General features: G+C 40.6%; 12 protein-coding genes. 6 read left to right on the forward strand and 6 right to left on the reverse strand.

Going from position 1 to position 12775, the window contains the following annotated elements; genetic code table 11:
• Positions 1–27 precede the first annotated feature (27 nt).
• Genes VB620_RS03750 through VB620_RS03760 form a run of 3 tightly spaced genes read left to right on the forward strand, consistent with a single transcriptional unit; the run spans position 28 to position 3611 of the window.
• Complete coding sequence (locus tag VB620_RS03750; protein WP_323194803.1) at positions 28–1257, forward strand: glycosyltransferase family 4 protein; 1230 nt, start codon at positions 28–30, stop codon at positions 1255–1257.
• A complete protein-coding gene (locus VB620_RS03755) occupies positions 1175–2131 on the forward strand; it encodes a glycosyltransferase family 2 protein (RefSeq protein ID WP_323194804.1) in 957 nt (318 codons plus the stop codon). Before VB620_RS03750 ends, VB620_RS03755 begins: the two co-directional genes overlap by 83 nt.
• A gap of 46 nt (positions 2132–2177) precedes the next feature.
• Entirely contained in the window at positions 2178–3611 is a 1434-nt protein-coding gene (locus tag VB620_RS03760; protein ID WP_323194805.1) for an O-antigen ligase family protein, read from the forward strand.
• 281 nt (positions 3612–3892) lie between these two features.
• On the opposite strand, the gene VB620_RS03765 is transcribed toward VB620_RS03760, so the two are convergent.
• Positions 3893–4831, reverse strand: coding sequence for a methyltransferase domain-containing protein (locus VB620_RS03765; RefSeq protein ID WP_323194806.1), 939 nt, complete (start codon positions 4829–4831; stop codon positions 3893–3895).
• Between the two features lie 124 nt (positions 4832–4955).
• Here VB620_RS03765 and VB620_RS03770 point away from each other — a divergent pair, with 124 nt between their 5' ends.
• Entirely contained in the window at positions 4956–5690 is a 735-nt protein-coding gene (locus VB620_RS03770) for a phosphoadenylyl-sulfate reductase (RefSeq protein WP_323194807.1), read from the forward strand.
• Positions 5691–5764: 74 nt separating this feature from the next.
• Here the strand turns inward: VB620_RS03770 and VB620_RS03775 are convergent, their stop codons facing one another.
• The 4 genes from VB620_RS03775 to VB620_RS03790 form a co-directional block, all read right to left on the reverse strand.
• Positions 5765–6298, reverse strand: coding sequence for a DOMON-like domain-containing protein (locus VB620_RS03775; RefSeq protein WP_323194808.1), 534 nt, complete (start codon positions 6296–6298; stop codon positions 5765–5767).
• Positions 6295–7404, reverse strand: coding sequence for a phosphotransferase enzyme family protein (locus VB620_RS03780; protein ID WP_323194809.1), 1110 nt, complete (start codon positions 7402–7404; stop codon positions 6295–6297). The genes VB620_RS03775 and VB620_RS03780 overlap by 4 nt, the downstream gene beginning before the upstream one ends.
• A gap of 185 nt (positions 7405–7589) precedes the next feature.
• Entirely contained in the window at positions 7590–8780 is a 1191-nt protein-coding gene (locus tag VB620_RS03785) for an AGE family epimerase/isomerase (protein ID WP_323194810.1), read from the reverse strand.
• 107 nt (positions 8781–8887) lie between these two features.
• On the reverse strand, positions 8888–9625 hold the full coding sequence (locus VB620_RS03790; RefSeq protein WP_323194811.1) for a class I SAM-dependent methyltransferase: 738 nt from the start codon (positions 9623–9625) through the stop codon (positions 8888–8890).
• Positions 9626–9775: 150 nt separating this feature from the next.
• On the opposite strand from VB620_RS03790, the gene VB620_RS03795 reads away from it, so the two are divergent.
• Positions 9776–10561: a hypothetical protein gene (locus VB620_RS03795; protein ID WP_323194812.1), complete on the forward strand. Its 786-nt coding sequence runs from the start codon at positions 9776–9778 to the stop codon at positions 10559–10561.
• A gap of 136 nt (positions 10562–10697) precedes the next feature.
• A complete protein-coding gene (locus VB620_RS03800; RefSeq protein ID WP_323194813.1) occupies positions 10698–11699 on the forward strand; it encodes a coiled-coil domain-containing protein in 1002 nt (333 codons plus the stop codon).
• 169 nt (positions 11700–11868) lie between these two features.
• Here VB620_RS03800 and VB620_RS03805 read toward each other — a convergent pair whose 3' ends face one another.
• Entirely contained in the window at positions 11869–12585 is a 717-nt protein-coding gene (locus VB620_RS03805) for a pirin family protein (RefSeq protein ID WP_323194814.1), read from the reverse strand.
• Positions 12586–12775: the final 190 nt, after the last annotated feature.

Raw genomic sequence — 12775 nt, forward strand, 5'->3', positions numbered from 1 at the left:
TTTTAAAATTCATCAAAGAGGTAATAAATGAAAATTTGCATTGTTACCCATACAGTACAAAAAGGTGATGGTCAGGGTAGAGTTAATTACGAAGTTGTACAAGAGGCAATTCGGCGCGGTTATAATATCACATTATTAGCCAGTTATGTAGATTTAGAATTACAGCAAAGCCACCATGTTAAATGGGTTCCCATTTCTGTAAAGGGCTGGCCAACAGAATTTGTACGTAACATGGTTTTTGCCATTAAAAGTACAAAGTGGTTAAATAAACATCGTTCCCAACTTGATGTCGTAAAAGTCAATGGGGCAATTACCAATGCTCCGGGAAATGTAAATGCAGTGCATTTTGTCCATAACTCTTGGCTGAAATTTAACACTCAAAAAACTCAAATAAAATCATATAATTTTGTATACAACTTTTATCAGTGGCTATACACAACTTTAAATGCTTACTGGGAAAAACAGGCTTTTGCTAAAGCTCAAGTCATAGTAGCAGTTTCTGAAAAAGTCGCGGATGATTTATTAGCTATCGGTGTACCGCCAACATCGATCAAAGTGATTTTAAATGGGGTTGATTTACAAGAGTTTTCCCCAGGAATTAGCGGTGCGCCTCGCCAAAAATGGCAACTACCCAAAGGCGTACCTTTAGCACTATTTGCGGGAGATATTAGACTAGCTCGTAAAAACTTAGATACAGTTTTACACGCCTTAGTACAAGTTCCTGAGTTGCATCTAGCAGTAGCAGGAAATACTCAAGGAAGCCCATATCTGCAATTAGTAGAATCACTGAGATTGGGTGAAAGAGTGCATTTTTTAGGACAGAGGTCTGATGTCCCAGAATTAATGAAGGCTGTGGATTTCTTAGTTTTCCCTTCCCGTTATGAACCCTTTGGCTTAGTAGTTATTGAAGCAATGGCTTCTGGTTTACCTGTAATTACAGCTAGTTCTACTGGTGCAGCCGATTTAGTCACAACCGAATCGGGAATAGTCTTAGAGGATGCAGATGATCCTGATGCGTTGACCAAAGCATTGCAGTTACTAAGTAGTGATTGTGCTGGAGGCGATCGCACATTGTGCCAAAAAATGGGTAAAGCCGCCCGTGTAGTCGCCGAACAACATAGTTGGACGAAGATGGCACAAACATATCTCGATTTATTTGAGGAATTAATCAATCATGAGAAATACAGTTCTCATCCCCACTTATCGCCGTCCATTGGATCTGTCACGCTGCCTGTTAGCACTACAAGCCCAAACTAAAGCAGTTGATCAATTAATTGTCGTGGTTCGGGATACTGATGCTGAAACTTGGGAATTTCTCGCCCAATTCCATCACCAAAACTTACCCCTGCAAATTGTCCAGGTGACACAACCGGGAGTAGTCGCCGCACTCAACGCCGGATTGACAGCCATAGTCGGAGATATTCTTTCCATTACTGATGACGATGCAGCACCCCACCCTGATTGGTTAGAAAAAATTAACGCTCACTTTCTCAGTGATAGCAACATTGGTGGTGTCGGTGGTCGGGATTGGGTACACTACAGCGACAAAATTGAAGACGGTAAAGAAGCCACAGTGGGTAAATTGCAGTGGTGGGGGCGTGTAATTGGTAACCATCATTTAGGAGTAGGCGCACCCCGTGAAGTTGATGTTCTTAAAGGTGTCAACATGAGTTTTCGTACCCAAGCCATTGGGCATTTAAAATTTGATCAACGAATGCGTGGTACGGGAGCGCAGGTACATTTTGAAATGGCATTTAGTTTAACTTTAAAACGGGCTGGTTGGAAGATGATTTATGATCCGCAGGTGGCGGTAGATCATTATCCAGCCCAACGGTTTGATGAAGACCAGCGCCACAACTTTAATGAAGTTGCCTTTCTGAATTTAGTGCATAATGAAACTTTAGTTTTACTAGAACATTTACCGCGATCGCGCCAGATCATATTTTTGCTATGGTCATTATTAGTAGGGACAAGAGAAAATTTAGGTTTAATCCAGTGGCTGCGACTTTTACCAACTCAAGGTGAAATTGCTGGCAAAAAATTACTTCTATCTTGGCGTGGACGTTGGCAAGCATATCAAGAATTAAAAAGTCCCAGTTCCTCATTAAGAATGGAAAATTTAACTTCTTAGATAGTTTTGGTTCTGAAATTTTAAATATTAAATTGGTAGATTCATTGTGATTTCCAAACAGATTCACTTTAATACTTTTTTAGAATCTCATTTTTTTCCCTCAGAGCGATCGCTGCAAGGTTGGCTAGCTATTCTGGGCTTCGTGCTGCTGACTGTAGTTTGCTACTTTGCCGGTGCAGCTAGTTTATTGCGCTTAGTATATCCCGCAACAGCTTTACTCGTAGCCATATTTTTATACTTACGCCATCCCATCCTCTATATCGGCTTTACTTGGTGGATATGGTTCCTCACCCCCTTAGCGACTCGCCTAATTGACTATCGCGTCGGCTGGGACCCTACCCGTCAGATGCTCATCGCCCCTTATTTAGTAGTATTTGTCACCCTAGCCAGTTTTTTAAGACACTCCCCCCGCGCTTCCAATCAGGGAGGTTTGCCGTTTATTTTGGCATTTATTGGCGTATTTTACGGTTGTTTAGTCGGTCTAATTTATAATGGACCCATACCTGTAGCAAGGGGATTTTTAGATTGGCTCAGTCCCATTATCTTTGCCTTTCACCTATTTATTAACTGGCGAGATTATCCCAGCTACCGCCAGAATATTCAACGTGTTTTTCTATGGGGCGTATTGATTTTAGGAACTTATGGTATTTACCAATTTGTCGTAGCACCTGAGTGGGATAGATACTGGTTAATAGAATCCCAAATGTTTACCAGTTCCGGAGATCCTGAACCTTTTGGAATGCGCGTCTGGAGTACCTTACACTCACCCGGACCCTTTGCCTATGTCATGCAAACAGGTCTATTATTACTATTTACCAGTTCCGGAACCTTAATTTTTCCAGCCTCAGCCGTTGGTTATCTCTCCTTTTTACTCACACAAGTACGTACTAGTTGGTTGGGTTGGTTACTAGGAGTAGTAATGATTTTTGGCTCGGTAAAAGCGCGGATTCAAATGCGCCTCATTACCATCATTTTAGTAATGATAATGTGTGTTGTCCCATTGACAAACATTGAGCCGATTTCTACTGTAGTTGCAGAACGCTTAGAAAGTTTTTCTAACTTAGAAGATGATACTAGCTTTAAAGATAGAGCCGGTAGCTACGACAGAAATTTAAGTTTAGCTCTTTCTAATGTTTTAGGAAATGGGTTAGGCAATATCTGGACAGTCAACGAAGAAACAGGTCAAATAGAAGTAATTGTTCTGGATAGCGGCATTTTAGATATGTTTTTCACCTTGGGTTGGTTAGGTGCTATCCCTTATCTGGGTGGGTTATTATTAATAATTGTCAGCGTTCTCAAATATACCGAAGCGAATTTTGATAGTTTTGTCAGCGCCTCCCGCGCTATTGGTTTAACTGCTTGTCTGCAATTAGTTGGTAATAGTGCCATGTTGAGTATCGCTGGGATGATTCTGTGGGGATTTTTAGCGATGGCTATGGCTGCCCACAAGTACTATCAGCATCAAAATACACATCTTTAGGACTCATCCCAAATTAAGACAAAACTGCATAGAATCAGATTTCCAGAATAATTAAACGCAGATGAAGACGGATGAATTTAAGACTTACGCAAGAACCCTCTAAAACCCTCTTCGCTTTGTGTCCTTCGTGTCCTTTGTGGTTCGTTTCCTCATAAAACCTCGCTGTATGCGGGAAACTCAGTCACATCATTGCTGAGAAAGAAGCGACACGAGCAATTTTATCGCCGTGGTCTTCTCTATTCCTCTGTGAACTCTGCGCCTCTGTGGTTCATTAACCCTCATCATCTCCTAACAGCGCGGAACATCCCAAACCGACACAGACCTTTCCCAAAAGCCAACCGCATTAATAGCAGAGTCGGAACCTCTCGCAGAGATTTAATTAAACCAGATATCCCAAAACGCACTAATCCCGCAGGTCGGGCTACTCCTTGCCAGATAGAATCTAACCAGGAAGGAAGAGTTTCGGGTGTCCAATCTGCCGTAGTCACTTCTCCCTGAACTAATTCCGTCTCCGCCAAAAGTTCCGCAAACCCTTCAATACTGGCAAAAGCGGGATGAGACCATTGGTCTAATAGTTGTTTCATCACAGGTTTTTCCCAAAAATTTAGGGGCTGTTGGCGGTCGTCCCGTTGATTCCAATCAGCCACCACGAGGATTCCCCCAGGCTTTAACACCCGCATCAATTCTTTAGCAAAAACAGCTTTATCGGGCATATGGGGACCCGCTTCAATCGACCAAACCACATCAAAACTGGCATCAGGGAAAGAAAGTGCCATCGCATCATCTACCTGAAACTGGGCATTAAGTCCGTCGGTGGTTAATTCTTGGGCGCGTTGCACTTGTTGAGGACTGATAGTAATACCTGTGACAGCAAATCCATAATCCTTAGCCAAAATGCGGCTGCTACCCCCAATTCCACAGCCAACGTCTAAAACAGTTGTGCCGGCGGGTAATTTATCTAAACCGCCCCAACGTACCATTTCATGTACAAAGTCAGATTTAGCAACCAGAAAATCTTTTCGTTGTGGTGGCGACCCATAATGACCCAAGTGGATGTGTTCGCCCCAGTAAAATTCCAAAATCCCATCTTCTGTCCATTCATCGTAGGAATTGGCGACGGAGTTAGATGATTGATAACGACGAGCGGTGATTAAATATAATAGGATTCCCAGGGTTAATAGTGCAGTGAGTAGTCCCAGGGCAGAAAACAACCAAGTCATGGAAATCAGTCCTTAACATTGCTTAAAAATTCTATCCTATTCTCCAGGTTGTTGATTCCTGTGTAGATAAGGGGATCTTAAACTTGGTAAAATTCAGGTTGCTGAAACAGAGAATAATAAAAAAATGGTAGCTACCCCGACAAATTTAAATATTGCGGCCTTGGAAGCAGAATATAGTCAAAAAACACCCAGGGAAATTATCAAGTTTGCCCTGGACACTTTTAACAATCTCTGCATTTCTTTTAGTGGTGCTGAGGATGTAGTTCTGATTGATCTTGCCTCTAAAATTACTAAAGACTTCCGTGTTTTTACGCTGGACACGGGACGCTTACACCCAGAAACATATCAGTTATTGGATCAGGTCAGAGAACATTATGGGATTAAATTAGAGGTTCAATTCCCTGATGCTGCGGAAGTTCAAGCTTTGGTAGAGGAAAAGGGCTTGTTTAGTTTTTATCAAGATGGTCACAAGGAATGCTGTGGAATTCGCAAAGTTAGACCTTTACGCCGCAAACTGAATACTCTGGATGCTTGGATTACCGGACAGCGCAAAGACCAAAGCCCTAGTACACGCAACCATATTCCTGTGATTGAAGTTGATGGTGCTTTTTCAACCCCAGACCATGAATTAATTAAATTCAACCCTTTGGCAAATTGGTCTTCTGCACAGGTGTGGGAATATATCCGGGCTTTAGATGTTCCTTACAATAAACTGCATGAACGGGGTTTTGTGAGTATTGGCTGTGAACCTTGTACTAGACCTGTGTTACCTAATCAGCATGAACGGGAAGGCCGTTGGTGGTGGGAAGAATCGACTATGAAGGAGTGCGGTTTACACGCGGGGAATTTAGAAAAATAGTTGAATGTATGCGATCGCTATCTATTATCAGAATACTCGATGATGGCGATCGCCCTACTGTGGATTTACTAAGTTTACAGGTCAATCATAAAACTATCTCGCAGATGAAAATCAGCCTCGGCTCCGGAATGAGTTAAAGCCCAGTAAGTAATATTATTGATTTTATCTTTAATTACGGTAGTAATTCCTACTACAATTTGTTGTTCTTCCCTGACGATTTTACCCAAATCCACATCTAAAACCAGGGTTAAACTATCGGATTGCTGCTGGACAGTAAACGGAAGAATATTAAAAGCGGTTTCTTCCTGCATTCCTTGACGGTAGCCATCAAGATGATACACATTCCAATGTCCGGCGGGGGAAAGGTTAAATTCCCAATAATCTGGTGCATCTTGAATACCCAAGAAGAACTCAAAACAAGTATTTTCCCAGAGTTGATACTTGCGTGTTGGTGTATCTGACAAGGGCGGAATCTCAACTTGTGTTAAATCTCCCACAAGCTGGTAACTGAGGCTAAGTTGATTTGCAGACCGGGTAATATTACCTGTAATCTGCAAATTAGGCAGAGATTCCTGAAAGGGTTTGAGGGTAAATGCCTGATTTTTCATGTCAAATCTGCGATAATTTGCTCAATTTTGGCTGCTTGAGATTCGATACTTGCAGTCAGATGAAACTGTACTAACGCCCTGGCTAAGTTGTGTTCTGGATACTTAATTTTAAAGTAGACATCCCCGGCTAAATAATCAGTCAAAAATCTTAGTCCTAATTCCCAGGTAATCAGACGAATGGCTGGGTAAATGTAGGTATATTCAGACTGGGTGAGAAACCCTTGGGCGACATCCAGATAACCCTGTAAAATTACCTGACAGATATCTGTATCAAAATAAACCGTTTGCCAATTTTCTGTTTCTTCTCCCACTGGATTACAAGCAGACCGCAAACAGTCGCCGATGTCGTAATGTACTAGTCCTGGCTTCACGGTGTCCAGGTCGATGATGCTGACTGCTTTTTGGGTTACAGTATCAAATAAAACGTTATTTATTTTGGGGTCGCCGTGCATTAGGCGTAGTGGTAATTTCCCTGTAGCTTTGGCATTTTCTAAGATATCTGCAATTGTCTTGCCGCCGTAGGCATCGCTAACAAATTCTAAGCAATAATTAAGCTCTGGGGATGACTGACGCTGAGATGTCGCTAAGACTTGCTGGTACTGTTGAAAATACTGGGGTGTAATATGAAATCCTGGTAACGTATCGACTAGTTTTGCTGGGGGTAAATCACTAATGAGATCATGGAACATCCCCAAGGCGTAGCCAATTTCGGCAGCGTGTGCATTATCTGGTAAGGTGTCGAATGATTGGGCATTTTCTACGAAGCTTATAGCCCGCCAATAGTCTCCATGTTCATCTAGCCAGAGGTTTTGACTATCTGGAGTTAATAATACACGGGGAATTTCCCAACGCCGATTTACTGGGGTGCGTTTTAGGCGTTCGGCAACATGATCTGTTAAAATCTGCATATTCTGCATTACCAGTGCTGGCTGGGGAAACACCTGGGTATTAATGCGTTGCAACACAAAATGATTTCTCTCTGGAGAATCCCGACTTACCAGAAAAGTGTCATTAATATTACCGTTTCCCAAGGATTGAATCCCTGTAACCTGACCTGGAGACGTAAATTGTTCGGCTACAGCAATTAAATTGATCTCTTTTTTCATCACTCTCCACATACACATAAAAGCAATAGGGGATATAGTATCCCATTATTCTCAGGTCAGGATAAATTGGCGTTGATGATTGAGAATATGAATTTGTTTCACGCAAAGGCGCAAAGGCGCAAAGGTATGAAGAACAAGAATGGTAATTTTGGCATTTCATACTTTGATTCAGCAACGCTAATAAATTAAACTTTACCAACATCCTTCAAAGCTAAAGCTTCAAACTGCTGCCAGCAGAGATACAATGCACGGGGGACATGAAAACAGCCCTTCCATTTACCACCTTTGAGATTTAACAAGACTTCCCCACGGCGATTGAGATAGCCGAACCATTCGCCATATACTGAATCAGGAAAATGTGACCAAGTGTAATGGTGCATTTTTTCATACCATTCCCAACAGTCATCACGCCCGGTCAAGCGATAGCCCATTGCTAATGCTACCAAAGACTCTAAATGCACCCACCACAACTTTTGATCCCATTCCAGTTGCTGGGGAGGATGACTATCTGCATCCATAAAGTAATATAACCCGCCGTACTCATTATCCCAGGCAAAATTGAGGATATTTAGCACCACATCAACGGCTTGATTAATAGTCTGAGTATCGTTGGTTCGCTGGGCGATATCCATAATAAACCACATGGCTTCGATACCGTGACCAGGATTAATTAACCGCCCTTCCAAGCAATCAATGTGGTCACCATTAGGGGCGACATTTTCATACATCAGCCCCTGTTCCTGGTGGAGAAAATCGGTCATTACTTCCTGAACAGTGCTAGCTAGGACATTTTCCAGGATTTCACTGGGTAACAGCCATGCCATTTCTAGGGTGAGGTTAGCTAAAATCATCGGTACAGCCAAGGATTTCAGGGGGCGTGTACCGGGATAAGTCTTGTTATATTTACCTTTAGGGTTATCTTTGCGGCGCAAGACATTATTATAAGCTGCCATTGCCACATCCTTCGCCCAATCTTGCCCAGAAGCTAAGGCATATTGACTAAATGACATGGCGGCAAAACAATCAGAAAATATATTATAGGGTTCCACCAGTGGTTCACCTGCACCAGTGAGGGCAAAGTACCAATTCCCTTGTGTATCTCTGCCATGTTGGGCGAGAAAATCAGCCCCATTTTGAGCGATTTTTAACCAGTTTTCCCGCTTTTCCAGTTGGTTGTATAGCATGGAAAAAGTCCACACTTGGCGATTTTGTAACCAGATAAATTTGTCTGTGTCATAAACCTGACCCTCACGGTCAAGACAGGTGAAATAGCCGCCATGTTGCCAGTCGAGGGAGTTTTTTTCCCAAAATGGCAGTACGTCATTGAGAAGGGCGTTTTTATAAAGGTCAGCTAGTGTTTTAAAGTCGTACCCCATAGATTTTTTGTCATTTTCTGCCACAACCAATAATTTAACTATATTATTAATGATGGCGATCGCCTGATAGCTATGTTAAATCTTGTTCTCAGGCAGAAATGAGCTGTCTATGAAAACTTGACTTTATATAAATCAAATAATTCTCCTGACTGTCTCGCCACGATTTTTCCACCAGTGGCTTTAATCATTTTTTCCCACTCAGCTAGAGGTTCTAGGAATACTTCAGCGCCGAGATATGTTTCTAAAACTGCCCAATCTTCTGCTAAAGGCTGTTGCGGATTAAGGATGTCAAAGACAAAATATCCTTCTGGTTTTAAGACGCGCTTGACTTCAACTAAGACAGCACTCCAGTATTTTAGGGGAAAATAGCAACTAAATCCTGTGGCGATCGCCAGATCAAATTGGTCTGCGGAGTAGTTTAATTGATGGGCTGGCCCCAATTCCACACCTTTGAACAGCTTAGAATTTAGTTGCGGTCCACGAGAATTGAGAGTATCCCGCGCCACGGTGCTAATTTCCTGTCCATAAAAATATGCTAACCAATCCCGCCAAGGATAGATTAACAAGCTGACACCACAGCCAATATCCAAACAGTGCTGGTTTTTTTTCGGTTGAGCAATTTCCCAAAAAGGAGAAACAATTCTCCCCGACAACAGACCAGACACCCATTCTTGATAAATGGGCATTTCCTGTAATTCTGCGGGTAATTCCAAATCTTGCTGTTGGTACTGTCGGTTAAAGCGATACCCCACCTGCGCCACTATCTCCTGCCAGTTTTCTGATTTATAGGGACTTTGGGAGGGGAAAAGCTCAATTGGGTCTGGTGAATTACGCTTTTTAGACATTCTATCTCTGCGGTTCCTAGATTATGTTTCGGTTAACTCCTAGTGTAGCTATCATTCTCAAACCCCTACCCAAATATTTATAGCAATCACACTGATCTTAATTGTTTGTGGCTAAACTAGGTGAATAACAATGGTATTACTCCGAAAAATATGGATCAATCTATGAGAGATGTTCCCCGGAATATGAGAAAAACGGGGATGCTTCTTTTCCGTGACGCATTTATGGAAGCGGTTCACAATGATAAGCTTATGTGTGTAGTACATACGGCTCATGCAGCAGAAATACTTTTAAAAGCTAGAATTGCTCAAGAACATCCACTATTGATTTTCTCCCAATTGCCCACTTTAGACGAAAAGTCTAACGATACTCTTGGGCTAATTGAACTACTTGAAAAAGGACGCACTTTAAGCTACTCAGAGTTACCTAGTAGACTTTGGGCAACGACTGGAATTAAAATTGAGCGACTTAAACAGTATCAAGAATTTGGTAAATTAAGGAATCAAATTATTCACCTTTCAACAACGAACACAGAAAAGGCACCAGATGATCTAACTTTGCTCTATTCGCTTCAACTATTAGATCCTTTGGTAGAGAGCTTTTGGGGTCGCTCGGTTTTTGACTTTATAAAAAATGATTATTTCTACCCATACTACTCTGATTTAACTCTTGGATTTCTTGAAGAAAGAATAAAGAAGATCCATCCAATAGATGAAAGATTGAGGCGATTGTTGGGAGAAAATAGTAGGGAGAATTTAGAAAAAATAGAAATACTATCGCAAATAAATAACCTGGATGAATCTCAGTCAAATGAAGTTTTGACTCCTACAGCAGAAGAATATTTAAAATATCAACAAGAAAACCCTCCAGAAAGTGATGAATCCGCTTCTGAAATAGAACTTATAGAACACTGGGATAACTTCCTAAACTCTTTTTAGAACAAGTAAGAGTAGTGTACGGCAGATGTCACTAGTAGTAAAATATACAACAAGTATTTCTGCTATTAATATAGTTATGGTATATTTTAACAAGTAAGATACTTATACTGTACTAACTTTTAAAAAGTATTTAATCATGGAAGAATTTAGCTTAAATGCAAGACAAACACTAATAATGTTTATTTTTCAATACCATCTAGTTTTAGCAGATATCATAATTGAGAAAGATTTACATAAGAAATACCAGAAAAATAGATGGTTGTCTTGCTGGCAAGAGTCAATAGAACTTTTCTTGAAAGAGAACTTTCCTAATGATACGCTAAAAATAACTAATGATTTTGATTCACTTAAAATGCAAGCAAAAGAACATATAAATGAATCAGGAAGCAAGTTGACTTCATATAATATTTTACTAGAACTTACTCTGTTTAAAGCATATTATTTACTTGGGCATGATGATGATGAAAAATTTAAATATTTAGGATTTAATGAAGATGAATTAATAAGAAAGTTAAAGTCTTTTGCCAGAATACTAGATAAAGATTCTGAAATTATTAGGCGTTTGAAGTCTAATTATAAGGAAGCAATTAAAGGAATTAAAGATGAAAATGGTTTTAATCCTTGGATTTTGGTAGGCGCAGTTGTATTGGCAGTGACATCAGCATTTTTTACTCCCGCAATAGCATATCTACTAGCACCCATACTAGCACCCGGTTTATCTGGTGCAGCAGCAGTATCAGCCGTTTTAGCAGCTCTTGGAGGAGGTGCTATTGCAGTAGGTGGTTTTGGTATGGCTGGAGGTTTTACAGTACTTGTTGCTGGTGGTGCAATTCTTGGCGCTGGTGCTAGTGCTAGTGCTAGTGCTGGTATTAGCGCTTTATTTGCTCAAGCCCCAGATTCTGCTCTCGTACAAGCAGCTAAACTGGAAGTAATTTTTCGAGAAATTGTCTTTATTGAAAAAGAACTTCCTTTAGCTAGGGAAGTCATTAAACTCCAAAGACAATTTATTCACTCACTTGAAGATAAACTAGATGATTTACTTATTGACAAGGAGAAAAATAAGGAAGAAATCAAAAATTTGGAAAAATCAATTAAATATTTAAAGAAAGCTTTAAAAAGAAACCAAGATTTACTATAAAATTGCTTAAATAGTTTAGACGGAAAGTTAAGAAATAATTTTTGTTTATAACTAAAGATTGAGATAAAGTAAAATTACTCAAGTTTGTTTTTGTGTAGTTTAATAGATAATAGTGGGTTACGCTGTCGCTAACCCACCCTACGATTTTGGAGGAAATTCTTAATCCCGATTAACCCAAATCAAAAAGTAAAAACTCTGTGCTAATGTCGGTACTAATTTGCAGTTTTTCTTCCCCACTAATTTGCACCCCATCACCGGCTCTGAGTTCCTCACCATTCAAATTTGCGACACCTTCAGCAATTTGTAACCAAGCATAACGCTCAGGTTTAACGTGATAATTCACAACATCACCAGCCTCTAAAATAGACGCATATAAATCTACATCTTGGTGAATTGTCACTGCACCATCACGCCCATCTTTAGCCGCAATTAAGCGTAGTTGACCGCGCTTTTGTTCTACAGTAAATGATTTTTGTTCATACCTGGGTGCTATTCCTTGCTTATTGGGTAAAATCCAAATTTGCAATAAGTGCAGTGGCTCGGTTTGTGAGGGGTTAAATTCACTGTGAGAAATTCCAGTTCCCGCACTCATAATCTGTGCATCACCAGGGCGAATTATGGAACCAGTACCCAAGCTGTCTTTATGCTCCACTGCTCCTGATAATACATAGGTGAGGATTTCCATATCGCGGTGACTGTGGGTAGGAAATCCACCACCAGGGGCGATGCGGTCATCATTAATTACTCGCAGGGTACGAAATCCCATGCGATCGCGGTCGTAAAAATTGCCAAAGGAAAATGTATGATAACTATCAAGCCAGCCAAACTCAGCGTGACCACGAGCGTTTCTATCGTGAATTAGGTAGTTAATTGTGTTTTGAGACATAAGATTATTTCCTTATTATTACTTGTGAAATCAGGCAATCTACTTTTTTATTAGTTGGTTGCAGAAATCAATTATTTGACTTAACTTAGTTCAATATAAAATATATTCCTACTAATGAAAAGTACGCACTAAAAAGTAATGTAGTTACCAAAAAGTTACTACGCAGTTATCCAGAATAGCCAAAAACCCC

The sequence above is a fragment of the Nodularia harveyana UHCC-0300 genome, from assembly GCF_034931085.1.
In the GTDB taxonomy this organism is placed as follows: domain Bacteria; phylum Cyanobacteriota; class Cyanobacteriia; order Cyanobacteriales; family Nostocaceae; genus Nodularia; species Nodularia harveyana.

Bases quoted from the DNA above. Each gene is read 5' to 3' on its own strand.
- VB620_RS03795 (WP_323194812.1), top strand. From the start codon at position 9,776: ATGGATCAATCTATGAGAGATGTTCCCCGGAATATGAGAAAAACGGGG.
- VB620_RS03805 (WP_323194814.1), bottom strand. From the start codon at position 12,585: ATGTCTCAAAACACAATTAACTACCTAATTCACGATAGAAACGCTCGT.
- VB620_RS03750 (WP_323194803.1), top strand. From the start codon at position 28: ATGAAAATTTGCATTGTTACCCATACAGTACAAAAAGGTGATGGTCAG.
- VB620_RS03800 (WP_323194813.1), top strand. From the start codon at position 10,698: ATGGAAGAATTTAGCTTAAATGCAAGACAAACACTAATAATGTTTATT.
- VB620_RS03785 (WP_323194810.1), bottom strand. From the start codon at position 8,780: ATGGGGTACGACTTTAAAACACTAGCTGACCTTTATAAAAACGCCCTT.
- VB620_RS03770 (WP_323194807.1), top strand. From the start codon at position 4,956: ATGGTAGCTACCCCGACAAATTTAAATATTGCGGCCTTGGAAGCAGAA.
- VB620_RS03765 (WP_323194806.1), bottom strand. From the start codon at position 4,831: ATGACTTGGTTGTTTTCTGCCCTGGGACTACTCACTGCACTATTAACC.
- VB620_RS03755 (WP_323194804.1), top strand. From the start codon at position 1,175: ATGAGAAATACAGTTCTCATCCCCACTTATCGCCGTCCATTGGATCTG.
- VB620_RS03790 (WP_323194811.1), bottom strand. From the start codon at position 9,625: ATGTCTAAAAAGCGTAATTCACCAGACCCAATTGAGCTTTTCCCCTCC.
- VB620_RS03780 (WP_323194809.1), bottom strand. From the start codon at position 7,404: ATGAAAAAAGAGATCAATTTAATTGCTGTAGCCGAACAATTTACGTCT.
- VB620_RS03775 (WP_323194808.1), bottom strand. From the start codon at position 6,298: ATGAAAAATCAGGCATTTACCCTCAAACCCTTTCAGGAATCTCTGCCT.